The sequence below is a fragment of the Spirillospora sp. NPDC047279 genome, from assembly GCF_040643285.1.
In the GTDB taxonomy this organism is placed as follows: Bacteria; Actinomycetota; Actinomycetes; order Streptosporangiales; family Streptosporangiaceae; genus Spirillospora.
Genome location: NZ_JBEYUA010000005.1, coordinates 322,185 through 344,522, shown reverse-complemented (window position 1 = coordinate 344,522; position 22,338 = coordinate 322,185). Strand labels below are relative to the sequence as shown.

At 74.2% G+C, this 22,338-nt stretch carries 21 protein-coding genes; 13 read left to right on the top strand and 8 right to left on the bottom strand.

All coding sequences use genetic code 11. From position 1 onward, the window contains the following. Window positions 1-13: 13 nt before the first annotated feature. The 7 genes from ABZ810_RS15215 (at window position 14) to ABZ810_RS15185 (ending at window position 6,282) form a co-directional block, all read left to right on the top strand. A complete protein-coding gene (locus ABZ810_RS15215; RefSeq protein WP_358403333.1) occupies window positions 14-1,156 on the top strand; it encodes a dihydrodipicolinate synthase family protein in 1,143 nt (380 codons plus the stop codon). Then, complete coding sequence (locus ABZ810_RS15210) at window positions 1,153-1,962, top strand: sugar phosphate isomerase/epimerase family protein (protein WP_358403331.1); 810 nt, start codon at window positions 1,153-1,155, stop codon at window positions 1,960-1,962. Before ABZ810_RS15215 ends, ABZ810_RS15210 begins: the two co-directional genes overlap by 4 nt. Window positions 1,963-2,014: 52 nt before the next feature. Then, entirely contained in the window at window positions 2,015-4,114 is a 2,100-nt protein-coding gene (locus tag ABZ810_RS15205; protein ID WP_358403330.1) for a PQQ-dependent sugar dehydrogenase, read from the top strand. Further along, window positions 4,111-5,013 (top strand): LamG-like jellyroll fold domain-containing protein, encoded by a 903-nt coding sequence (locus ABZ810_RS15200; protein ID WP_358403329.1) that lies wholly within the window; start codon window positions 4,111-4,113, stop codon window positions 5,011-5,013. The genes ABZ810_RS15205 and ABZ810_RS15200 overlap by 4 nt, the downstream gene beginning before the upstream one ends. 62 nt (window positions 5,014-5,075) lie before the next feature. Then, window positions 5,076-5,477, top strand: coding sequence for a DUF6325 family protein (locus ABZ810_RS15195; RefSeq protein WP_358403327.1), 402 nt, complete (start codon window positions 5,076-5,078; stop codon window positions 5,475-5,477). Further along, on the top strand, window positions 5,474-5,764 hold the full coding sequence (locus tag ABZ810_RS15190) for an SHOCT domain-containing protein (RefSeq protein ID WP_358403326.1): 291 nt from the start codon (window positions 5,474-5,476) through the stop codon (window positions 5,762-5,764). Before ABZ810_RS15195 ends, ABZ810_RS15190 begins: the two co-directional genes overlap by 4 nt. 41 nt (window positions 5,765-5,805) lie before the next feature. Then, on the top strand, window positions 5,806-6,282 hold the full coding sequence (locus ABZ810_RS15185) for a macro domain-containing protein (RefSeq protein ID WP_358403324.1): 477 nt from the start codon (window positions 5,806-5,808) through the stop codon (window positions 6,280-6,282). On the opposite strand, the gene ABZ810_RS15180 is transcribed toward ABZ810_RS15185, so the two are convergent. Both ABZ810_RS15180 and ABZ810_RS15175 read right to left on the bottom strand, forming a co-directional pair. Then, window positions 6,279-6,638, bottom strand: coding sequence for a hypothetical protein (locus ABZ810_RS15180; protein WP_358403323.1), 360 nt, complete (start codon window positions 6,636-6,638; stop codon window positions 6,279-6,281). The genes ABZ810_RS15185 and ABZ810_RS15180 overlap by 4 nt on opposite strands. Next, window positions 6,632-7,183 (bottom strand): hypothetical protein, encoded by a 552-nt coding sequence (locus tag ABZ810_RS15175; protein ID WP_358403321.1) that lies wholly within the window; start codon window positions 7,181-7,183, stop codon window positions 6,632-6,634. The genes ABZ810_RS15180 and ABZ810_RS15175 overlap by 7 nt, the downstream gene beginning before the upstream one ends. A gap of 180 nt (window positions 7,184-7,363) precedes the next feature. On the opposite strand from ABZ810_RS15175, the gene ABZ810_RS15170 reads away from it, so the two are divergent. The 4 genes from ABZ810_RS15170 to ABZ810_RS15155 are packed head-to-tail and all read left to right on the top strand — an operon-like array spanning window position 7,364 to window position 11,268. Then, window positions 7,364-8,566 (top strand): hypothetical protein, encoded by a 1,203-nt coding sequence (locus tag ABZ810_RS15170; RefSeq protein WP_358403320.1) that lies wholly within the window; start codon window positions 7,364-7,366, stop codon window positions 8,564-8,566. After that, a complete protein-coding gene (locus ABZ810_RS15165) occupies window positions 8,563-10,023 on the top strand; it encodes a VWA domain-containing protein (RefSeq protein ID WP_358403318.1) in 1,461 nt (486 codons plus the stop codon). The genes ABZ810_RS15170 and ABZ810_RS15165 overlap by 4 nt, the downstream gene beginning before the upstream one ends. Next, window positions 10,010-10,744: a hypothetical protein gene (locus ABZ810_RS15160; RefSeq protein WP_358403316.1), complete on the top strand. Its 735-nt coding sequence runs from the start codon at window positions 10,010-10,012 to the stop codon at window positions 10,742-10,744. The genes ABZ810_RS15165 and ABZ810_RS15160 overlap by 14 nt, the downstream gene beginning before the upstream one ends. A gap of 38 nt (window positions 10,745-10,782) precedes the next feature. Further along, window positions 10,783-11,268: an ATP-binding protein gene (locus tag ABZ810_RS15155; RefSeq protein WP_358403314.1), complete on the top strand. Its 486-nt coding sequence runs from the start codon at window positions 10,783-10,785 to the stop codon at window positions 11,266-11,268. A 57-nt stretch (window positions 11,269-11,325) separates the two neighbouring features. Here ABZ810_RS15155 and ABZ810_RS15150 read toward each other — a convergent pair whose 3' ends face one another. The 3 genes from ABZ810_RS15150 to ABZ810_RS15140 all read right to left on the bottom strand — a co-directional run bounded on the left by ABZ810_RS15150 (window position 11,326) and on the right by ABZ810_RS15140 (window position 14,528). After that, window positions 11,326-12,267, bottom strand: a complete 942-nt coding sequence (locus ABZ810_RS15150) for an MBL fold metallo-hydrolase (protein WP_358403312.1) — start codon at window positions 12,265-12,267, stop codon at window positions 11,326-11,328. A gap of 189 nt (window positions 12,268-12,456) precedes the next feature. After that, the gene (locus ABZ810_RS15145) at window positions 12,457-13,599 is read right to left on the bottom strand and encodes a crosslink repair DNA glycosylase YcaQ family protein (protein WP_358403310.1); all 1,143 of its coding nucleotides are present in this window, start codon (window positions 13,597-13,599) and stop codon (window positions 12,457-12,459) included. A 50-nt stretch (window positions 13,600-13,649) separates the two neighbouring features. Continuing rightward, on the bottom strand, window positions 13,650-14,528 hold the full coding sequence (locus ABZ810_RS15140; protein WP_358403309.1) for an alpha/beta hydrolase: 879 nt from the start codon (window positions 14,526-14,528) through the stop codon (window positions 13,650-13,652). Between the two features lie 137 nt (window positions 14,529-14,665). Here ABZ810_RS15140 and ABZ810_RS15135 point away from each other — a divergent pair, with 137 nt between their 5' ends. Then, a complete protein-coding gene (locus tag ABZ810_RS15135) occupies window positions 14,666-17,707 on the top strand; it encodes a BTAD domain-containing putative transcriptional regulator (RefSeq protein WP_358403307.1) in 3,042 nt (1,013 codons plus the stop codon). A 7-nt stretch (window positions 17,708-17,714) separates the two neighbouring features. On the opposite strand, the gene ABZ810_RS15130 is transcribed toward ABZ810_RS15135, so the two are convergent. From ABZ810_RS15130 to ABZ810_RS15120, 3 genes are all read right to left on the bottom strand, one after another. Beyond that, entirely contained in the window at window positions 17,715-18,731 is a 1,017-nt protein-coding gene (locus tag ABZ810_RS15130) for a nucleoside hydrolase (protein WP_358403306.1), read from the bottom strand. 128 nt (window positions 18,732-18,859) lie between these two features. After that, a complete protein-coding gene (locus ABZ810_RS15125) occupies window positions 18,860-20,011 on the bottom strand; it encodes a S1 family peptidase (protein ID WP_358403304.1) in 1,152 nt (383 codons plus the stop codon). A 101-nt stretch (window positions 20,012-20,112) separates the two neighbouring features. Beyond that, a complete protein-coding gene (locus tag ABZ810_RS15120; RefSeq protein WP_358403302.1) occupies window positions 20,113-21,336 on the bottom strand; it encodes a helix-turn-helix domain-containing protein in 1,224 nt (407 codons plus the stop codon). A gap of 99 nt (window positions 21,337-21,435) precedes the next feature. Between ABZ810_RS15120 and ABZ810_RS15115 the strand changes: the two genes are divergently transcribed. Then, a complete protein-coding gene (locus ABZ810_RS15115; RefSeq protein ID WP_358403301.1) occupies window positions 21,436-22,332 on the top strand; it encodes an SGNH/GDSL hydrolase family protein in 897 nt (298 codons plus the stop codon). Window positions 22,333-22,338: the final 6 nt, after the last annotated feature.

Sequence of the window (22,338 nt, the reverse complement as noted above, 5' to 3'; positions counted from 1 at the left end):
AGCGACCGCTGACATGAAACTGCGACTGCCCGAACCGGACGGCACGCTCACCCCGTACACCCTGGGTGAGCCGCGGGCCTACGAGCGCACCGCCGCCCCCAGCGCTCGTAGGTCCGCCTACGCGGCGGCCCATGTCGTCGCCGACCCGCTGAGCGGTACCGGCGCCCTGGACTGGGACGCGACGCTGGCGTTCCGCCGGCACCTGTGGGACCACGGGCTCGGGGTCGCCGAGGCCATGGACACCGCGCAGCGCGGCATGGGCCTGGACTGGGACACGACCCGCGAGCTGATCCGGCGGAGCGGCGCCGAGGCGCGGGCGCGCGGCGGCCGGATCGTCTGCGGCGCGGGGACCGACCAGCTGCCGCCGGGGCCGTCCACACTGGACGCCGTGACCGCCGCGTACGAGGAGCAACTGGAGGTCGTCGCCGGCGCCGGGGCGGTCCCGGTCATCATGGCCAGCCGCCAGCTCGCCGCCACGGCGCGGGGCGCGGCCGACTACGCGAAGGTGTACGGGCGGCTGCTCGGCGGGCTCGACCGGCCGGCGTTGCTGCACTGGCTCGGGCCGATGTTCGACCCGGCGCTGGCGGGCTACTGGGGCTCCGGCGACCTGGGCATCGCCGCGGAGCACGTGCTCGCGCTCATCGAGGAGCACGCGCCGCGCGTCGAGGGCATCAAGATCTCGCTGCTGGACGCCGGCCGCGAGATCGCGCTGCGGCGGCGCCTGCCGGACGGGGTGCGCCTCTACACCGGCGACGACTTCAACTATCCCGAGCTGATCCGGGGAGACGGGGACCGGCACAGCGACGCGCTGCTGGGCATCTTCGACCCGATCGCCCCGGCGGCGGCCGCGGCGCTGAGATCGCTGGACGCGGGGGACCTCGACGCCTACGACGAGATCCTCGCGCCGACCGTACCGCTGTCCCGGCACCTGTTCGCCGCGCCGACCTACTACTACAAGACCGGCGTGGTGTTCCTGGCCTGGCTGTGCGGGCACCAGGACGCGTTCCGCATGGTCGGCGGCCTGGAGAGCGCACGGCCGGTGCCGCATCTGGTGCGGCTCTTCACGCTCGCCGACGCCGCGGGACTGCTGCCCGATCCCGAGCTGGCCGCGTCCCGCATGCGCGCCTGGCTGGCCGTTCAGGGAGTGCGGTCGTGAGCGCGGGGCCGTTCAGCCTCAACCAGTGGACGACGCGGTACTGGCCGCTGCCCGACCTGGTGGCCGGTTGCGCCGGGGCGGGGGTGACAGGCGTCGGGTTGTGGCGCGAGCCGGTCGCCGAGTTCGGGCTCGCGCGGACGGCGAAGCTGGTCCGGGAGGCGGGGCTCGCGGTGACCTCGCTCTGCCGGGGCGGCTTCTTCCTGGAGCGGGGAGCCCTCGACGACAACCGGCGCGCGATCGAGGAGGCGGCCGAGCTGGGCGCTCCCGTTCTGGTCCTGGTGAGCGGCGGCCTGCCGGACGGCCCCGGCGCGCGCGACGTGGACGGCGCGCGGCAGCGGGTCGGCGACGCGATCGCGGAGCTGGCCCCGTACGCGGGTCAGCACGGCGTGCGGCTCGCCATCGAGCCGCTGCACCCCATGTTCTGCTCGGACCGGTGCGTGATCTCGACGCTGGGCCAGGCGCTCGACCTGGCCGAACGTTCGCCGGCCGAGCAGGTGGGCGTCGTGGTCGACACGTACCACCTGTGGTGGGATCCGCACGCCTACGTCGACATCGCGCGGGCGGGGGAGCGGATCGCGATCTTCCAGGTGGCCGACTGGGTGACGCCGCTGCCCGAGGGCGTCCTCACCGGGCGAGGCATGCTCGGCGACGGCTGCGTGGAGCTCCGCCGGTTCCGCACGGCGGTGGAGGCGGCGGGCTACACCGGGCCGGTGGAGGTGGAGATCTTCAACACCGGCCTGTGGGCGATGCCGGGCGCGGAGGCCCTCGGCCTCGTCCTGGAGCGGTACGCCGAGCACGTCGCCTGATTTTCCGGAGGCATTGAGAAAGCGCTTTCACTACGACCCGAGGATGGGTGGGATGCGCAAGCACAGATGGTTCCTGCTGACGACGATCGTCATGATGTTGGCCGCACTGCTGCAGGCGGCACCGGCGCACGCACGTTCCGCGCCCCCCGGCGAGCCGATCCTCGACCCGATCCCGGAGGAGCCGGTCACCTCCGGCCTCGGGCTCACCGTGGAGGAGTTCGCGCAGTTCCCCAAGTCCGACCCGACGCCGCCGCCGACCGACCAGCGCCTCATGCGGGTCGCGCGGATCAACCACCTCGGTGACGTCCCCGACGGCTCGGGACGCAAGTACGTGCCCGACCTCAACGGCAGGCTGTACCTGGTCGAGAAGGGCAAGGCCCCGGCCGTCTACCTCGACGTCGGCGCCACGTTCGCCCCGGCGTTCTTCTCCGGGCGCGGCATGGGCCAGGGCTTCGGCTTCGTCACGTTCGACCCGGGCTTCAAGCGCAACGGCCGCTTCTACACCGTGCACACCGAGAGCGCGGCCGCCGCGACCCGGCAGCCCGACCTCACCCCGCAGCCCAACACGATCTACCACGGCATCGTGACCGAGTGGACCGCCGGCGACCCGTCCGCCGGCACGTTCAGCGGCAGCCGCCGCGAGGTGCTGCGGCTGGGCTTCGCCGGGCAGATCCACGGCATCCAGCAGATCGACTTCAACCCCACCGCGCGTCCGGGCAGCGAGGAGGCCCGCGTCCTCTACGTCGCGGCCGGCGACGGCGGCTCCGGCGTCCGGAACACCGGCCCGCAGGACCTCACCACCCCGCAGGGCAAGATCCTGCGCATCGACCCGCGCGGCACCGACAGCGCCAGCGGCCGGTACGGCATCCCCAAGGGCAACCCGTTCTACGGCCAGGAGGGCAAGCTCGGCGAGATCTACGCGTACGGCATGCGCGACCCGCACCGCTTCAGCTGGGACCCGGGCGGCCGCCACCGCATGTTCCTCGGGCACATCGGCGAGCACGCCATCGAGGCGATCTACGACGTGCGGCCGGGCGCCAACCTCGGCTGGAGCGAGCGCGAGGGCAACTGGGTGTTCGACCGCGAGCCGGTCAACCCGTGCCACCGCCTCTACCCGCTGCCCGCCGACGACGCCCGGAACGGCTTCACCTACCCGGTCGCGATGTACGACCACAACCCGGCGCCCGGCTGGAACTGCACCACCGACGTGGGGCGGGCGGTCGCGGGCGGCTTCGTCTACCGCGGCGAGATCGCGGCGCTGCGCGGCAAGTACGTCTTCGACGACCTGGTCGACGGCCGGATCTTCTACACCGAGGAACGCGACATGCGCCTCGGCGGCGAGCCCGCCACGCTGCACCAGCTGATGCTCTACGACGCCGCCGGGAAGCGCGTCACCATGCCGGACCTGTCGGGACCCGGCTCGATCGGCGACCCCAAGCGGGTCGACCTGCGCATCGGCCGCGACGCCGCCGGTGAGCTCTACCTGATCGCCAAGTCGAACGGGAAGATCTGGAAGGTCACCGGCACGCGGGGCTTCGCGTCCTGCGACGTCGGCCGCACCACCGTCAGGCACGTCATGGCGGGCGGCGACTGGGCGCCCGTGACGCCGGCCAAGTGGAGCTTCCCCGGGCGCGAGGCGATCCTCACCGAGGCCGGGGCCGAACGTCCCGGGCCGCGCCGCCCGTTCGAGTACGCGGTGCTCACCGCGGGTCCGGTGTGGGGCTCGTTCCAGCTCGACGCCGAGGTCCGGCTGGACACCCCGGTGGAGATCACCAACAGGGACGTGATCCTCGTGTACGACCACCGCTCGGACCTGGAGTTCTCCTACGCCCACCTCTCCTCCGACAACACGATCTATCCGCACAACGGGATCTTCACCGTGAACAACGCCGACCGGCTGCGGCTCGACGACCAGTGGAACGCCGTCCGGTCCCGCGGCGCCGCGCCCGCCGTCACCGACACCGCGTGGCACAAGGTGCGGTTGCGGCACTGCGCGGACACCGGCGAGACCGCCGTCTACCTGGACGGGTCACGGACCCCGCTCATGACCGCCGTCGACACCACGTTCGCCTCGGGCCGGGTCGGCTTCGGCTCGTTCGACAACATCGGCCGCGTCCGCGACGTCCGGATCACCGGGACGGTCGCGCGATGAGGCCCCACAGGACGGCGGCGGCCCTCGCGGCCGCCGCCCTGGGCGGGTCGCTCGTGGTGGCCGCTGCAACCCCCGCGGCGGCCCGCCCAGACAGCCTCCGGCACCATCTGATCGCCGCGTACGACTTCGACCACCCCGTGCGCGGCAACCCGGCCGGGGAACGTGACCGGGGCCGCTCGGGCACGGCCATCGACCTGGTCAACGGCGGCGCGGCGATGCGCGTCCGCGACGGCCGCGGGCACGCGCTCCAGACCGGCCAGCGGCCCGGCGCCAACGACGACTGGAAGGCGGGCACGTACTCGGCGACCGGCGTCACCAGCCTGCGCGCGTTCAACGCCGTCCGCGAGGTCACGATCATGGGCTGGTTCAAGACGACCGGCCAGAACCCGAGCCCCAACACCAACACGCCCGAACCCGACGACCTCTACAACGCCGTCGGCCTCGCCGGGATCCTCAGCGGCAACTCGGCGGGCCACGACGTGCGGGCCCTCCTGGAGGTCATCAACGTCTCCGGCGAACTCCGCGTGGTGGCGCTCGCCCGCCGCGTGGACGGCTCGGCGTCCCAGACGTTCGCCGCGTCCGAGCCCTGGCAGTCGGTCCTGCCGCCGAACACCTGGGTCCACCTGACCGCGACGTTCGACTTCGACAACGCCGTCATGCGGCTCTACAAGAACGGACGGCCCCTGGACGGCTTCACCACCGTCGCCGGCGACCCCTGGGCGGTGGAAGGGCCGCCCGAACCCGACGTCACCACCGCCACCGACCCGCGCGGCATCAAGATCGGAGGCAGCTTCCCGCAGAACGACCGGGAGCAGAACCCCTGCGCCTGCCGCATGGACGGCCTGAAGTTCTTCGACCGCGCCCTCACCGGCAGGGAGGTACTGCGCTTGGCCCGGTGATGGACCCCGCTTTGCCTCCGGCGGGTATGTCAGCAGGACATGATCCGTTGGAGGCGATGCACATGACCTGGGGTCCCCTGGAGTTCGTCGTGCTCACCTTCCCGGGCCCCGCGCCCGGGAAGGAGGCCGTCGACGCCCTGGCCGGCCTGCGCCGCGCGGGCGGCGTCCAGATCGTCGACTCGCTGGTGGTCGTCAAGGGTGCGGACGGCGCCGTCACCAGCACCGAACTGGCCGACATCCCCGAGCTCGAAGGCGTGGTGTCCGGCCGCGACCTGCGCGACGACCTGATCGGGGCCGAGGACGCCGACGAGGTCGGCGCGAGCCTGGACCCCGGCACCTGCGCGCTGGCCGTCCTGGTCGAGCACGCCTGGGCCAGGGAGGCCGCCGACGCCGTCCGCGACGCCGGCGGCCGCCTGGCCGCCTCCATCCGCATCCCCGCCGAGCACATCCCGGAGAAATCATGATCGTCCGACGCCGGGGCATGCCCCTGCTGCGCGGCGCCCTCATCGGCGGCAGCGCCTACGCCATGGGCCGCCGGGCCGCCTCGAACGCCCAGCGCGAGGCCCAGCAGGACGCGGCCATCGCCGACCTTCAGGCCCCGCCGCAGCCGCCGCCACCCGAACCCGTTCAGGCGAGCGTCCGCACCGCCACGGTCGCCGACCAGCTCCTCCAGCTGGGCCAGATGGTCCAGCAGGGCCTCCTCACCCAGGACGAGTACGCCGCCGCCAAGACCAAGCTCCTCTCCACCTGACTGGTCGGCGAAATGTCGGAGGCACCCCGTACCTTCGGGTCATGGCCGAGATCGCGTACCTCAGGGGTGATGCCACGTCACCCCAGGCCAAGGGGGTCAAGGTCATCGCCCATGTCTGCAACGACCTGGGCGGGTGGGGCAAGGGCTTCGTCCTGGCGATCTCACGCCGCTGGCCGGAGCCCGAGAAGGCCTACCGCGCCTGGTACCGCCAACGTTCCGGCAACGACTTCGGCCTCGGCGCCGTCCAGCTGGTCCAGGTCGACCCGTACACCTGGGTGGCCAACATGGTCGCGCAGCGCGGCATCAAGCCCAGCCGCAAGGGCCCGCCGATCCGCTACGACGCGCTCGACACCTGCCTGGCGGCCCTCGCCCCCGGCGCGGCCGGCCTGAACGCATCGATCCACATGCCCCGCATCGGCTGCGGCCTCTCCGGCGGCAAATGGGAGCGCGTCGAGCCGCTCATCCAGGACCGCCTGGTCACCAAGGGCCTCGACGTCACCGTCTACGACCACGACTAGCCCGGCGACGTGCCCCGGCGGAGCATCCTCAGCAAACGCCGTCTCTGCTCGGGGCCCTCGCCTGTCACGGCGATCCCGTTCGCCATGGTCAGGAGGTCCGGCGCCGTGAGGTCCGCGCGCACCGTCCCCGCCCGCTGCGCCCGCGTCAGCAGGGCCGACACGGTCGCGTGCATCGCCTCGTGCCACTCGGTGGTCAGCGGCGTGCGGCGCCCCCCGGCCGCGATGACCGGCTCGGGACTGGACGCCACGTGCGTGATGTACGAGCGCAGCCAGGTGAACAGGGCGTCGCCCGGCTCCAGCGCCTCGAGCTGCTCCTCGCCCTCCGCCACCAGCCGGTCGAGGTCCCCGGCTACCACAGGGCCGTCCGTTCTCGATCGAGGAGGTCGGGGCGGGCCAGCTGGTCCAGCATGAGCCGCACCGCCTCGCGGGCGTCCCGGGTCCACGCGTGGCAGCGCTCCATCGACGTGCACTCGGTGGCCGCCCGGCGCCGGGCAGCCGCCACGATCTCCTCGGCGTCGGCCCGCACGCCCGCCACGTCCCCGGCGTCCAGCGGCACCCCGCTCGCGGCGCCGACGTCGGCCAGCTGGCCGCGCAGCCACTCCCACGGGTCCTCCCGCAGGTAGTCGCGCTCACTGGGCTCGACGCCCTTGAAGTACGGATGGAAGTGCGCCGCCGCGAAGTTCCCGGGCGGCCCGTCCAGCCGGTCGAAGAGATCGGCCCGCCAGAGCGGCTCGTCCACCACGATCTTCTGCGCCGCCGACTCGGTGCCGCGCCTCTCCTGCGGAACGAGCCACCGCACCTCCAGCCGCGCCCCGTGCTCCAGATGGCTGTCGTCGAGGTCGATCTCGAACCAGTGCCGCACCAGCACCGCGACCTGGTCATAGACGAACGCCTGCTGCACGGCCCACCCCTCCCCAAATGATCACTTACCCCCCGATTCTACGAACTCCGCGAGCCGAGTCCCGTCAGGCCGGGGGGACTGGGCTTAGAGAGGGGGAACCGGATGATGGGGAGGGCTGTCTAATCAGCGGCCGGTCCCGGGCCGGCCGGCTCTGAACTCGGCGCGTACCGGCGGGAGGTCGTGACCTTGGGTTCTCCGGCGACCGAAGAGCCGTCACTGAACGTCCTGCGGTCGGCTCCGTACTTCCTCAGGCGCAGGTTCCTGACGCGGTTCGCGGCGCTGGCGCTGGTGCCGCTGGCGGGGCTGGCGGTACTGGCCGGGCAGGAGAAGCTGCTGCTGCCGCTCGAACGGGTCGTGGTCATCAAGGGCAAGCTCGCGTCCAAGGGCGACTACTTCGAGGACGCGGAGGTGCAGCGCATCCTGATGCGGCACGGCATCCGGGTGCGGATCACCAAGTCGTCGTCCCGGGAGGTCGCGGTCAACTCGCTGGGCGAGTACGACTTCGCGTTCCCGTCCGGGCAGCCGTCGGCGCGGCTCATCCTGGACCAGCGCAACGCGAGCGGGCTGCGGGCCAGGCAGTTCCGGCCGTTCGTCAGCCCGATCGTGCTGGCGACCTTCCGGGAGTACGCCGAGACGTTGCGGCGGGCGGGCGCGGCCCGCCCCCAGGACAGGGCGGGCTCGCTCTACTACGACCTCGACATGAAGGCGTTCCTCGGCCTGATCAAGGCCGGGAAGAGGTGGGACGACCTGGGGATCGCCGGGCACGGGGTGTCGAACGGCAACCTGGTGCTGGCGCAGACCCCCGACCTGTGCGCGGCCAACTCGGCGGCGACGTACATGGGCCTGATGGCGTTCGTGGAGAACGGCAACAAGGCGGCCGGGTCGGAGCGGGAGGCCGTCGCGCTGGCCCGGCGGATCAAGCCGCTGCTGACCGAGCAGGGGCTGCCCACGTCGGAGATCTTCAAGACGTACGTGGCGAGCGAGGGGCGGCAGATCGCGCCGATCATCGTGGTGTACGAGCACCAGTTCCTGGCGTACCAGCTGGACCGGGGCGGCACCGACACCGGGCGGGTGCTGATGTACCCGCAGCCGGGGTTCTTCCCGCTGCCGGAGCTCATCTCGTTCAACGACAGGGGCGACCGGCTCGGCGAGCTGATCATCAGTGACCCGGCGCTGCGCCGGCGGGCGGTGGAGCTCGGCTACCGGCTGCTCGACGACCCCGGCGCGCCGCAGGGGCAGCACCTCGGGCCGTACCTGGAACAGGAACGGGTCCCGTCGCCCGCCCTGGCGGCGCCGGACCTGACCAGGACGGTGCTTCCTTCGGTCGCGAACCTGGAACGGATGCTGGTCGAGGTCGGCTGCGCCGAGAGCAAGCCGTCGTGAGGTGGCGCGCGGGGGCGGTGGCGCTGCTGCTGGCGATCGGCGGGTGCTCGGGGACGGCGCGCACGGAGCTGTCGGTGCTCGCGGCGTCCGAGTTGCGCGACATGGGGCCGCTGCTGGCCGATCTCGAACGCGACACCGGCGTGCGGCTGCGGCTGGACCCGCGCGGCGACGCGCTCGAGCCGGGCCGTTACCGGCACGACCTGGCCTGGCTCTCGTCCGACCGGTCCTTCCGGCTCCGGCTGAAGGGGACCCGGACCGAGCCGCCGCTCAGCACGACGACCATGCTCTCCCCGGTCGTCATCGGGCTCAAGCCCGCCACCGCGGCGCGGCTGCGCCAGGGCCGGCCCGGTCTTTCGTGGGCCGACATCGCGGACGCGGCGGCGCAGGGGCACGTGCGCTTCGCGATGGCCGACCCGAGGACGGACGGCGGCGGGCTCGCGGCGCTGGTCGGCGTCGCGACCGCGGCGGGCGGGGGAGTGCTGCGGCCCGAGACCGTACGCTGCGACCGGCTGCGCGGCTTCTTCACCGGCCACGCCCTCACCTCGGCCGGAGCCTACGCCGCGAACGAGGGCGCGGCCGACGGCGTGATCGCGCACGAGTCGACGCTGCTGGCGCTGAACGGCCGGCTCTGGCAGCCGCTGGAGATCGTCTATCCGCGGGACGGCATGGTGATGTCGGACCACCCGCTGATGTTGCTGGACCCGGCCAAGCGCGCCGCGTACGACAAGGTCGTGGCCTGGCTCAAGCGCGACGCGACCCAGCGGAAGATCATGGAGCGGACGTCGCGGCGGCCGCTGTCGCCGGGCGTGACGCGCGATCCGCGCCTGCGCGCCCCGGTCGGCAACGCGCTGCCGTTCCCCGGCCAGCGGCAGGTGCTCGACACCCTGCTGGCCAACTACGCGCCACCCGGTGAACGCGCGCCGGACGGGGTGGTCTTCCTCCTCGACTTCTCCCGCTCCATGGCGGGCGCCCGGATCGAGGCGGTGAAGTCGGCCTTCGCCGGGCTGGGCGGCGCCGACGACTCGGCGACGGGCCGGTTCGTGCGCTTCCACCGGGGCGAGCGGATCACCGTGGTGCGCTTCGGCGGGCGCGTCCTGTCCGAGCGCACGTTCACGGTCGGCGAGCCCGGCGCGATGGAACGGCTGCGCGACGCCGTCGGCGCCGACGACTTCGACGGCAGCACGGCCGTCTGGTCGGCCCTCGACCACGCGTACGCCACGCCGGGACGCACGTCGATCGTCCTCATGACCGACGGCCGGAGCAACAGCGGCCTCACCCTCGACGCCTTCCTCCGCCGGGACCGGCCGCGCGCCGTCCCCACGTTCGCCATCGGCTTCGGCGACGCCGACCGGACCGGCCTGCGCCGGGTGGCCGCGGCCACCGGCGGCCGGTACGTCGACGGCGACACCCGGCCGTCCCTACTCGAAGCCCTCAAGGAGATCCGTGGGTGCCGCTGACAGCCTGTGGCGGAGCATCAACCTGCCGTGGATGCTCGTGTGGCTCGCCACGCTCGCCGCGTTCGCCGTCCTGGTCGTCTACGTCGCCGCCGCGCACCGCCGGCACCGCCGCACCAGGCCGGGCCAGGGCGTGGTCGACATCTGCGTCTATCTGAACGCCCGGTCCGTGATGGGCGTCTACCAGACGAGCAAGGTCCGGCCCGCCCTCGTCCGCCAGGTCACCGAGCGCACGACCCGCAGCCGGTCCCGAGAGGCGTGGGGCTCGGTCTACGGCCTCGGCGGCGGAGGCGGCCGGGAGGCCAGCGACGAGAAGCTCCTCAGCTACATCGAGGAGAAGGAGCCGATCACGGTCATCGCCGAGGTCATGGAGATCCTGGAGCAGCGCGACGGGGTCGTGCACGCCGACCTGACCGAGGGCACGATCACCGCGGGCCCGGTCCGGCCCGGCGCTCGGACGTTGCGCCTGAGCGACCTGCGCGGTCACTACGTCTCGGTCACCGGGCTGTTCCGGCTGGCCGACGCCGGGCCGGGGAAGGTGACCTTCCTCGCACCGTACGGCGCGCCGTCGTCCGGCGGCCCGCACGTCAAGATCAGCTGTTCCCCGCGCGACCTGCGGGATCAGGACGCCGAACGGTTCCACGGCCGCTGCCTCGGCAAGGTGAACGGATGGGACCCCGAGACCGGTCTCCTGGACGTCCATCCGGTCGCCGTTTTCCGCTGAAACCAGGCGTCCGTCACATGCGTCACAGAGACGCCATGATGAAGACTGATGAGCTCAGGCTGGAGCTGCTGGCCTCGGTGGCGGCCGTCGGGCTGGTGCGGACGCTGGTCGAGCAGCGGCTGCTCAAGTGGGGCCTCGCCGGCCTGGTCACCGACACGACGCTCGTCGCGGCGGAGCTCGTCACCAACGCGGTGGAGGCGGCCCCCACCGGCTCGGTCGTCCAGGTGCGCCTGTCCCGCGAGCCGAACGGCGTCCTGCTGGAGGTCTGGGACCCGGTCGACGCGCTGCCGCAGGCACGGCAGCCCCGCCTGGACCTGGCCGACGATCCCGCCCGCGACGATCCCGCCCGCGTGGCCCACCCCTACTTCGACCGGCCCGCCGACAGGACCCGGTCCGGCGGTGCCGACTTCGACGACAACGGCGGCTGGGGCCTGACGATCGTCGAGGCGCTGTCGGTCGAGGCGGGCTACGAGCGTACGAGGGGCGGCGGCAAGACCGTCTGGGCCAGGCTCAAGTCGCTCTGACCCAGCCGCTCTCGGAGACGGCGGGCTCGGGGTCCGTCCGCGTCGCCGTGGCCCCCGTCAGGCGCGGCAGGTGAGCGGGCGGCCGCCGTTGAAGGCGACCATGTCGTTCAGCGCCGAGACCAGGTCGATCTGCGCGCCCGGCTCGGCGCCGTCGAGCTCGGCGTACGCGCGGTAGAGGTTGCCGACGATGCGCTCGTGATCGCTGAGCTCGGCGTACGGTCCGAGGTCGGTCTCGCGGGCGAGCTCCAGCGGCGACAGGCCGGCGGCCTTGCCCTCGGCCGCGGTGGCCTGCACGAAGCGGGCGTAGCCGACCACGTGGTCGATCAGCTCGGGACCGGCGACGGGCCCGTGCCCGGGAACGATGGTCTCGGCGCCGAGCGGGGCGATGACCTCCTCCAGCACGGTGACGGCCCCGGCGATCGAGCCCTGCATGAGGAACGGCGTGCCGCCGTTGAACAGCAGGTCGCCGCAGAACAGCACGCGCCGGTCCGGGACCCACACGATCGAGTCGTTGGTGGTGTGCGCCGCGGTCCCGACGTGCCGGACCTCGCAGCGCAGGTCGTCCACCCACACCGTCACGCCCTCGGTGTAGGTGAGGAACGCGGGCTCGATCTCGACGCCGCCCCACTCGACCTTGGTCCAGAACGGCTCGTCGAACGGCCGGCCCCAGGCGATCGCCCCCTCGCGCGTGCCCTCGTGGGCGACGATCGTCGCGCCGCCGAAGAGGTAGTTGCCGAACGTGTGGTCGCCGTGGTGATGGGTGTTGACCAGGGTCCGCACCGGCCGCGCCGTCACCGTCCCGATCGCGTCGAGGTAGGCGCGGGTGCGGCGTTCGGTCGAGCAGGCATCTACGCTGACCACCCCGCGCGAGCCCGCCAGGAACCCGGTGTTGTTGATCCACCACGTGCCGTCCGGCTGGATGTAGCCGAAGATCCCGTCGCTGACCTCCTCCAGGCGGGGCGGTGCCGGGGAGGTGACCTCGTGCGCGCTGCTGCTCATGGACAGCCAACCTAGGTGACACGCTCGGGTGTGACACGGTCAGAGGTGACACGGTCGGGGGTTGCGCGGCGCTCGGCGGGGTCAGGACGGCGGCGGCCCCGGCGGGTCGCCGGTCAGCATGTGGAACGTCATCGCGCCTGCCCGGCCCGGACGCCGCCGGAGGCGGATTGTCCGGGGAGGGCCGGCCGGTCAGGCGTCCTCGTGCACGACCGTGACGTCCTTCGCCCCGCGCACCGCGCCGATCGCGGCGGCCTCGCGGCCGGCCTCGGCCCGTTCGGAGGCGGACAGGCGGCGGAACGCGATCACGGTGATGGTGAGGCGGGCGCCGTTCGCCCGGGGCCGCCAGATCCCGGCGACCTCGCCGCGGGCGAGCACGACGCCCGGCGCCCCGGCGGGCTTCCACACCTTCGACCGCAGCGCCTGCTCGGGGACCAGGAGCTTCTTGTCCCAGCCGCGCAGCAGCACGTCGCCCGGCGGGAGCAGGCGGACGCGCTCGGGCTCGGGGGCGGTGCGGAGCGCGTCGAGGTCCGCCTCCAGGATCCAGGCCTTGCGCCCGCCGGCCTTCACCGGGACGAGCTCGTCCGCGACGAGGTCCCACAGGGCACGGACCGGACCGGGCCGCGAGCCGATCCAGTCGGCGAGGCCGGCCGGGGCGGTGGGGCCGAGGCGCCGGACGAGGCGGCGGACCAGCTCGCGCCGCGCCTCGTCCGGCTCGACCTCGGCGACCGGCCCGCCGAACGGCCGGAACACCACGCCCTTGGCGCCGGGGTCGATGACGAGCCCGGCGCGGACGGCCGCCAGCCGGAAGATCTGGTCCTGCGGATGGAAGACCCCGCACCCCTCGCACCACGGCGCCAGCACCCGGGGGAGGTGCCCGGCCACCTGCCCGGACAGGTCGCCCTTCGGCGTCGGGCCGGTGACGATCTCCCGCATGTGGCCGGCGATGGTGTCGACGGCGTCGTCCGGCTCGATCCCGGCGGCCTCGAGCTCGGTCCCGTAGGCCAGCAGCCGGCCCATGGCGTCGGCGTGGCCCGCGGGGCGGAGGCCGGCGGCGAGCAGCCCGAGGTCGTCCTCGTGGTGCAGGTGCGCCGCGCCGCGCACCGACCACAGGAGCACCAGCGGACCCGCGGGCCACAACGCGGCCCGCAGCCGTTCCGGGTCGTCCACGCCCGTCCGCGCGCGCACGGCCAGGAGCGCGGAGCCGGGAGGCGTGTCCTGCAGCCCGGTCTCCAGCGCCCCCAGCGTCTCCGGCTCGGCCCCCTGGGAGTCGAGGTCGTGTCTCAGCGCGCGGTAGGCGAAGACCTGCGCGGGCTCGACGGATACGGCGTCCATGGCGTCAGTCCTACCCCGCCGGGCTCGGCGCGGCATCCCGCCGTGGCGGCTCAGCGCGCCATCAGGGCGCGCAGGGCCTTGACCACCGCGGCGGGGGACTCCTCGGCCATGAAGTGGCCGCTGGTGACCGTGGTGTGCTCCAGGTCCGCCGCCCAGGCCTCCCAGAGCGCCGCGGCGTCGTACCCGAGCGCGGCGCCCCAGTCCTGCTGGAGGACGGTGACCGGCATCTGGAGCCGGTTGCCGGCCTCCCGGTCCGCCGTGTCGTGCTCGACGTCCACCGACGCCGAGGCCCGGTAGTCGGCGACGATCGACGGGACCGCCTCCCGCGAGGCCTTCAGGTATTCGGCCCGGACGTCGGACGGGATCGCCGCCGGGTCGTTGGCCCACCCGTCCAGGAAGGACCCGAAGAAGGCGTCCGCGCTCGCGGAGATCATCTGCTCGGGCAGGCCGGGTGGCTGGGCCATCAGGTAGAGGTGGAAGCCGACGGCGGCCGAGGCGCCCCGCATCACGTCCCACATGTCCAGCGTGGGCAGGACGTCGAGCGAGGCCAGGTGCGTGACCGTGTCCGGGTGGTCGAGCCCGGCGCGGAGGGCGACCAGCGCGCCGCGGTCGTGGCCCGCCAGCGCGAACCGCTCGTGGCCGAGGGCCCGGGCCAGGGCGACGACGTCGGCCGCCATGGTGCGCTTGGAGTACGCCCGGCCGTCGGGGTCGGCGGGCTTGTCGCTGGCGCCGTAGCCCCGCAGGTCGGGGGCGATCACGGTGTGGTCGGCGGCCAGGTCGGCCGCGACGTGCCGCCACATCAGGTGGGTCTGCGGGAAGCCGTGCAGCAGGACGACCGGACTGCCCGAGCCGCCCACGGCCGCGTTGAGCGACACGCCGTCCGCGACCGGGACGCGCCGGTGGTCGAAGCCTTCGATCGTGAGGGTCATGAGGATCTCCAGTCCGTCGGGTCGTACGCCCGTTCGGGGCGTACTCCATGAACGGTGCCGCGCGCCGATCAGCGCTGAATCAGCGCCCGCCGAGTGCCTGATCAGGGGTGACGGGACACGGCGCTACCGTGGGAGGCGTGTCTGGAGTGACCTTCGGGGTGCTGGGGCCCCTGGTGGCCGGCGGCGAGGGCGGCCCGATCGACCTGAAGGGCCCGCGCCACCGGGCGGTGCTGGCGCGGCTGCTGGTGGCGGGCGGCCGGGTCGTGCCGGTGTCCCGGCTGATCGACGACCTCTGGACGGTCCCGCCCGGCAACGCCCTGGGCGCCGTGCAGACGTTCGTCGGGGCCCTCCGCAAGGCGCTGGAGCCGGATCGGCCGCCCCGGACGCCGGCCAGGCTGCTGGTGACGGCGGCGCCGGGCTACGCGATCAGGACCGACCCCGCGAACGTGGACGCCTGGCGGTTCGAGGCCGCCGTCCGTGCCGCGGCCGGGGCACCGTCCGCAGCCGCGTTCGAGCGGCTGGACGAGGCGCTCGGCTGGTGGCGCGGGCCCGCGTACGCCGAGTTCGCGGACGAGGGCTGGGCGCGCGGCGAGGCCCTCAGGCTGGACGGGCTGCGGCTCCTCGCGGTGGAACGGCGGGCCGAGGCGGCGCTGGCGACCGGCCGCGCGGCCCTGGCCGTGCCCGACCTGGAAGGCCACGTCAAGGAACACCCGCGGCGGGAGGACGGCTGGCGCCTGCTCGCCCTCGCCCTCTACCGGACGGGCCGCCAGGCCGACGCGCTGGCCGCCCTCCGCCAGGCCAGGGACTATCTCGACGCCGAACTCGGACTCGATCCCACCGAGGGCCTGCGGCGCCTCGAATCCGACATCCTCCGGCAGTCGCCCGGCCTCCTCGCCGGGGCGCCGGCCGCCGCCGAGGCGCCGGCGGCTCCCGCGCCCGCCGAACGTGTCTTCGTGGGCCGTGCCGCCGAGCTCGCCGAGCTGGAGCGGTCGGCAGGCGCCGCCGTGGCCGCCGGGCGCCCCGTCCTGGCCCTCGTCTCCGGTGACGCGGGAGCGGGCAAGACCGCCCTGACCGAGACGCTGGCCGAACGCCTGGAGGCGCGGGGCTGGACGACCCGGCGGGGGATCGGCGGGGAGACGTACGGGGAGGGGGCCGAGGAGGGGGCCGACCCGGCCGAGGCGAGGTTCCGCAGGCATCGGGCCGTCGCCGCCCGGCTGGCCGGCCGCACGCTGCTGGTCCTCGACGACCTGCACTGGGCGGGGGAGGAGACCCTCGCCCTGATGACCGCGCTCGCCGCCGACCCCGCGGCCGGCCCCGTGCTGATCGTCGGGACGTACCGTTCCACCGAGGTCCCGGCCGTGCTGACCGAGGCGCTCGGCCGCGCGGCCCGCGCCGAGCCCGTCCGGATCTACCTGACCGGGCTGGCCGAGCGGGAGGTCGCGGCGCTGGCCGGAGCGATGAGCGACACCCAGGTCACGCCGGAGGAGGCGCGCCGGATCCACCGGCGCAGCGGCGGCAACCCGTTCTTCGTGCGCGAGCTGACGCGGCTGCTCGACGCCGGGGGAGCCCTGGACGAGGTGCCCGCCGGGGTCCGCGACGTGGTCCGGCGGCGGCTGGGCCGGCTGCCGGAGCGGGCGCGGACGGTCCTGCGGCAGGCGGCGGTGGTCGGCGACGACGTCGACCTCGACGTGCTGATCCCGCTGGCCGGTGACGAGGACACGGTGCTCGACGCGGCCGAGGAGGCGCTGCTCGGCGGGTTCCTGGCCGAGCCGGACGCCGACCGGCTCCGGTTCGCCCACGCGCTGGTGCGCGAGGTGCTGTACGACGAGGTCCCGCGTGCCCGCCGGGCCCGCTGGCACGCCCGCATCGCCGAAATCCTCGAAGACGCCCATCCCGGCCGGATCGAGCCGATCGCCCATCACCTCGTCCAGGCGGGCAGCCGTGCCACCGCGGCCCGGGCGGCCCGCTACGCGCGCGCCGCGGCCGAACGCGCCGAACGGCGGGTCGCCCCGCACGAGGCGGCCCGCTGGTGGCGGGCGGCGGCCGATGCCGAGGACGACGCCAGGCTCCGGCTGGAGGCGACCATGGGCCTGGTCCGCGCGCTGGCCGTCACCGGCGACCTCGACGGCGCCCGGCGGCTGCGCGCCGACGCGACGGCCGCCGCCGAGCGGCTCGGCGACCCGCTGCTCACCGCCCGGGTGATCGGCTCGTTCGACGTCCCGGCCAACTGGACGACGACCGACGACCCGGCGCTCTCCGCCGGGATCGCCGCCGCGGCCGAGCGCACGCTCGCGGCCCTGCCCGCCGGGCACGACGCCGAACGGGCCCGTCTGCTCGCCACCGTCGCCCTCGAACTGCGCGCCGACGCCGGCCCGCGCGGCGGGGAGGCGGCGGCCGAGGCGGAGGAGATCGCCCGTGGCCTCGCGGATCCGGCGCTCCTCGCGTTCGCCCTCAACGCCCGCTACCTGCAGTCGTTCCGGCGGGCCGGCCTGGCGCCGGAACGGGCCCGCATCGGCGCCGAGCTGGCCGGCCTCGCCGCCGCGCACGGGCTGGCGACCTTCGAGGTGCTCGGGCACCTGATCCTGGTCCAGGCGCACGCGGCGCTCGCCGACCTGACCGCCGCCGACGAGCACGCCGCCACGGCCGACCGGCTCGCCGAACGGTACGAGCTCCCGCTGGTCGGCGTCTTCACCGCCTGGTACGCCGCGCTCCGGCAGGCCGTCTCGGGGCGTACGGCCGAGGCGGAGGACGCCTACCGGCGGGCCGCCGCCCGGCTCGCGGGCTCCGGCATGCCGGGAGTGGAGGACGGGATGCTGCCGCTGGCCCTGCTCTCCCTGCGACTCCAGGACGGGACGCCGCCCGCCGACCTGGCCGGGCTCGACTTCGGCCCGTACGAGGCGTGGGCGCGCCCGCTGATCCTGGCGGCCCAGGGCAGGGACGGCGAGGCGCGCGCCGCCGCCGCGGCCGTCCCCGAGTCCCCGCGCGACCTGCTCTTCGAGGCGCGCACCTGCCTGCACCTGCGGAGCGCGACCGATCCCGCGACGCGCCGGAGGCTGCGCGACGAGCTGCGCCCGGCCGCGGGCGAACTCGCGGGGGCGGGCTCGGGGATGGTCACCTTCGGCCCCGTCGCCGGCCACCTGGACGAGGCCGGCCACCCGGACGAGGACGCACCGGCATGAGCCCGGGTCATCTCCGGCCGTTGAGAGTGGCGAGGAAACGTTCCTCGAAGCCCGCCCGGTCGGCGCCGATCGCGTAGCCGACCCGGCGTCCCGTCGCGGACAGGAACGTGCGCCCGGCCGCCGGGCCGTCGGTGACGACGTCGACGCGTCCCGAGGTGAACTCCACGATCTCCGGATGGACGACGCTCACCGCGGCCAGCGGGTCCCACCAGAACAGCAGGTCCGCCGCGATCAGCGGCTGGACGTCGGGATGGGTGAAGGCCTCGACGACGATCTCGGCCGCGGGCGTCCTGGCGTCCGCCCGGAGCCGGTCGACGTACTCCTGGGTGACCGGGACGTCGTCGGTGGCGTTGAGGGGCACCATGCGCGGCGGCCGGGGGCTGTGCCTGATGAAGGCGCGCGACGCGGGCGGGTCGATCCAGTAGTTGAACTCCTGCGAGCCGTCGAACTCCGGAGGGGTGCGCCAGAGGTTCCCCGGCACGCCGACGGCACCGCCCATCGAGGTCACCCGGCCCGCCGCCTCGGGCAGCGCCGCCGCCACGTTGCTCAGCGGCCCGGTGGCGATGATCTGGGCGCCGGGCTCCTGCCTGAGCACCCGCCGGATCAGCTCGGGAGCGGGCACCCGCGACGGCGTCTCCGCGGCGGTGCAGCCGCGGGTCACCGTCGTGAGCACCTTGTCGACGGTCTCCAGGATCTCGACGGGGAACGCGTTGGGCGCGGTGTTCGAGCCGTCGGCCACCTGGACGCCGCGCAGCCCGAGCCGTTCGACCAGGCAGCGGGCGTGGCGGATGGCCCGCCCCGGCCGCCCGCCGCCGTTGTTGACGACCGTCACCGCGCGCAGCTCGATCCGGCCCAGCCGGTGCTCCTGCGCCAGGTACGCCAGCGTGGCCGCGTCGTCGTAGTCCATGTCGGTGTCGAAGACGACCACGGGCGGCGCCGCCCGCTCCCGCGCGTGCGCGCTCGCCGGGGCCAGCAGGGGCACCAGGAGCAGCGCGGCGCCCAGCATTCTTCGTCCGAACCGCACGCGGCCTCCCGAGGTCGACGACACCATGATTCTTTGTACCGATCGGGAAGGTGTCGTCGCAGCGGCGAATCCGGACGTATGACCCACGACTTCGGCCGAGCCCGGAGCCCGGACCGGGGCGTCCGGGCCTAGAAGACCTCGGCTCCGAACTCCTGGAGGGCCTCGGTGACCGGCTGGAAGAAGGTGACGCCGCCCGACTGGCAGTCGCCCGCGCCGCCGGAGGTCAGTCCCAGTGCCGTGGTGCCGCTGAACAGCGGGCCTCCGCTGTCGCCCGGCTCCGCGCACACGGTGGTCTGGATCATGCCGGTGACCGTGCCCTCCGGGAAGTTCACCGTGGCGTTGACCGCGGTGACCTGGCCGGTGCTGACCCCGGTGGTGCTGCCGCTGCGGACGACGTCCTGGCCCACGACCGCTTCGGCCGCCTCGGTGATGTCCCGGGTCTGCCCGTTGAACAGGTTGACCTCGCCCTCGCCGGCGGCGCCCTCCTCGGACCGGACGAGCGCGAAGTCGTCGCCCGGGAAGCTGCTGGCCACCGTGGTGCCGAGCGCCTGCGCTCCCTGCTGGTCGGAGGTCCAGTTCTGTACCGCGTTGCCGCAGTGCCCGGCGGTCAGGAAGAAGTCCTCCTCGCCGCGCTTGACGTTGAAGCCCAGCGAGCAGCGCGAACCCTGCCCGAAGATGGCGTCACCGCCGAGCGCCAGCGTGCTGAGGCGCCCCGGTATGCGCACCATCCGCACGGCCGAGCCCATCTCCCGCGCCGTCTGGCGGACGGCCGCCAGCCGCCTGCCGGTGACCGTCCCGTCGGTCCACATCACCACCCGGCTGGTGGCGGGATCGATGGTCCATCCGGTGCCCGGCACGGTCATCGTGCGCCGCAGCGTGCTGGTGATCCCGTTGAGCGCCGCCGGGCTGCGGGCCGCCATCCTGGGCGTCGCTCCCGCCGCGCGGACCGTGGCGGCGTCGGTGGCGTTGGTGACGGTGACGACCGCTCGCCCCGAGGCGTCGAGGTAGGCGCCCGACGTGCGCGCGCCGAGCTGCCGCGCCAGCCTGGCGGCCGTGGCGCCGGCGCGGTTCGTGGACACCGGGACCGTACGCCCCTGGCCGGCGCCTCCCTGGTCGGCGTCGTCCGCCAGCGAGGTGTTCTTCGCCGTCCGGTCCGACGGCTCGTGCGCCTGCACCGCGTAGAGCGCGCCGGCCGCGAGACCGGCGGCCCCCGCGGCCACGGCGCCCGCCTTGGCCGCCGTGCGCACACGTCCTTGCCCTGCGGCGTTCCGATGCCTCATGAGCCCCTCCAGACTCTGGGAGCGATCTACGCCAGGGAAATACGGCCGTTACGCCGGAGATGGTTCAGAAACGGGCGCCGGGGCGTTCGCCCGGCCGCGCCTCAAGGGCTGCCGAGCGAGCGGCGGGCGACGAGCGCCGCGTTGATGAGCTGCAGGTCGGTCGGGCGCGCCGGGTCGAGCCCGGTCAGCTCGCAGATGCGGCGGATCCGGTACGCGACCGTGTTGGGGTGGATGTGCAGGGCGGCGCCCGTGCCGCGCCGGTCGAGGTCGCGCGCCAGGTAGCACTCCAGGGTCAGCAGCAGCTCGGGTTTGGAGTCGAGCGGCTCCAGCAGGCCCGCGAGCCCGCGCAGCGCCTCGCTGGGGCGGCTGAGCTGGTAGTCGAGCAGGACGTCGGCCAGCCGGTAGAGGCCGGGCGCGCGGCCGGTGCGCCGGACGACGTCCATCACCTCGGCGCTCTGCGTGACCGCGGCCGGGACGCCCGCCGGGCCGGCGAGCTCGGCCGCCGCGGTGATCAGCGTGTCGGCGGCCTTGGTCGCCTGCGCGACGACCTCGCACAGGGACTCCCACGGCGGCGCCGCCGGCACCGGCAGCAGGACGGTGCCGCCGGAGCCGTCCAGGGTGGTCAGCGCCGGCTCGCCGGCGAACCCGTCCAGCACCGACCGGACGCGCCGGATCTTGCGCCGGGCCGCGACCCGGGCCCGCTGGCCGGTGCCGTTCTCGTCGGGATGCGCGGCGAACGCCAGCGTCATCACCACGTAGCAGGCCGCCGGACGCAGCCCGGTCCGGTGGATGACGCGGCCCAGCGGCTCGCCGGACAGCAGCGCCGTCATCAGCGCGTGCCGCCCGCCGTGCTCCTGGCTGTCGATGAGCCGCCGCGCCTCCAGGTAGGAGCCGCTCACCACCGACGTCAGCTGCCGCTGGAAGTCCAGCAGGCACGAGAGCGCCTCCTGGAAGTCGGGCAGGTCGCCCGGCCCGACGCCGTCCGCGATCTCGTTCCAACCCATCGCCGCGCCGATCTGGTACGCGGTGAGGATCGCGTCCAGCGGCACGCCCTCCTCGGCCCGCTGCGCCGCCGAGTCGCGCTGCCGGTGCAGGTCGGCGGGACGTACGGGGCGGCGCCGTTCCAGCACGTCGGCGAACTGCCGCAGGCTGTGCTGCACGATGTCGGCGATGTCGCCGGCGACCTCCTCCTGCGGGAGTTCGGCGTAGACCGGGAGCTCGTCCAGCAGCCGCTCGACCACGCGCCGGGTGAGGTGCGGAGCACGTGCGCGCAGGTGGGCGGCGATGGGCCGCCCGCCGACGCACAGCGGCTTGTCGTGCGGCACAACGGCTCCCGGCAAAGTCTGCTTTTCGGGCCAATTGAACGGTTCATCCCGAGTCTGCATGATCGCGGCCACATCCACCATCACGGCGGGAGCAGAACCGTGAACTCTTCGTACGCCCCGACGAAGCGCCGCCTGTTCACCGGCATCCTCGGCACGTTCGCCCTCGCGGCCCTGACCGTGGGCGTCGCCGCGCCCGCGCGGGCGGCCGCCGCGCCGGCCGACGTCTACGTGGCGCTCGGCGACTCGATGCCCTCCGGCCCGCTCATCCCCAGCATCACCGGACCGGTCGGCTGCGGCCGGTCGAGCAACAACTACCCGCACGAGCTGGCCGACCGCCTCGACGCCGGCACGCTCCGCGACGTCACCTGCAGCGGCGCCTCGTCCAAGCACCTCACCGAGCCGCAGTCGACCAGCGTGCTGGACGTCCCGGCGGAGACGGTGCCGCCGCAGTTCGACGCGCTCTCCGCCGCCACCACGCTGGTGACGCTGACGATCGGCGGCAACGACACCGGGCTCGTCGGCGTCGCGGAGGACTGCGTCCGCCTCGACCCGACCGCCAGGCCCTGCAAGGACGAGTTCACCTCCGGGGGAGTGGACCGGGTCGCCGAGCGCATCCAGGCGTTCGAGCCCAAGCTGTCGGCCGCCCTCGGCGAGCTCGCCCGGCGGGCGCCCAACGCGCGCGTCGTCCTCACCGGCTACGGGCTCTACATCAAGCCGCGCGGCTGCTGGCCGGTCCAGCCCGTGCTCCCGGTCGACGCCGACTACCTCCAGGGCAATGTCAACAAGCTGAACACGGTGATCGCGCGGCAGGCGGCCGCGCACGGCGGCACCTACGTCGACCTGGTCACCCCCAGCGCGGGCCACGACACCTGCCAGAGCCCGTCGCGGCGGTGGATCGAGGGGTACGTGCCGACCACGCTGGCCGCGCCGCTGCACCCCAACGCGGCCGGCGAGGCGAACTACGCCCGTATCATCGCGGGCGTCATCGGGAGCTGAGGAATT

Excerpts from the sequence above, each read along its gene's own strand:
- ABZ810_RS15205 (WP_358403330.1), top strand. The coding sequence starts at position 2,015 with ATGCGCAAGCACAGATGGTTCCTGCTGACGACGATCGTCATGATGTTG.
- ABZ810_RS15140 (WP_358403309.1), bottom strand. The coding sequence starts at position 14,528 with ATGACCCTCACGATCGAAGGCTTCGACCACCGGCGCGTCCCGGTCGCG.
- ABZ810_RS15150 (WP_358403312.1), bottom strand. The coding sequence starts at position 12,267 with ATGAGCAGCAGCGCGCACGAGGTCACCTCCCCGGCACCGCCCCGCCTG.
- ABZ810_RS15200 (WP_358403329.1), top strand. The coding sequence starts at position 4,111 with ATGAGGCCCCACAGGACGGCGGCGGCCCTCGCGGCCGCCGCCCTGGGC.
- ABZ810_RS15125 (WP_358403304.1), bottom strand. The coding sequence starts at position 20,011 with ATGAGGCATCGGAACGCCGCAGGGCAAGGACGTGTGCGCACGGCGGCC.
- ABZ810_RS15215 (WP_358403333.1), top strand. The coding sequence starts at position 14 with ATGAAACTGCGACTGCCCGAACCGGACGGCACGCTCACCCCGTACACC.
- ABZ810_RS15185 (WP_358403324.1), top strand. The coding sequence starts at position 5,806 with ATGGCCGAGATCGCGTACCTCAGGGGTGATGCCACGTCACCCCAGGCC.
- ABZ810_RS15145 (WP_358403310.1), bottom strand. The coding sequence starts at position 13,599 with ATGGACGCCGTATCCGTCGAGCCCGCGCAGGTCTTCGCCTACCGCGCG.
- ABZ810_RS15155 (WP_358403314.1), top strand. The coding sequence starts at position 10,783 with ATGAAGACTGATGAGCTCAGGCTGGAGCTGCTGGCCTCGGTGGCGGCC.
- ABZ810_RS15190 (WP_358403326.1), top strand. The coding sequence starts at position 5,474 with ATGATCGTCCGACGCCGGGGCATGCCCCTGCTGCGCGGCGCCCTCATC.
- ABZ810_RS15195 (WP_358403327.1), top strand. The coding sequence starts at position 5,076 with ATGACCTGGGGTCCCCTGGAGTTCGTCGTGCTCACCTTCCCGGGCCCC.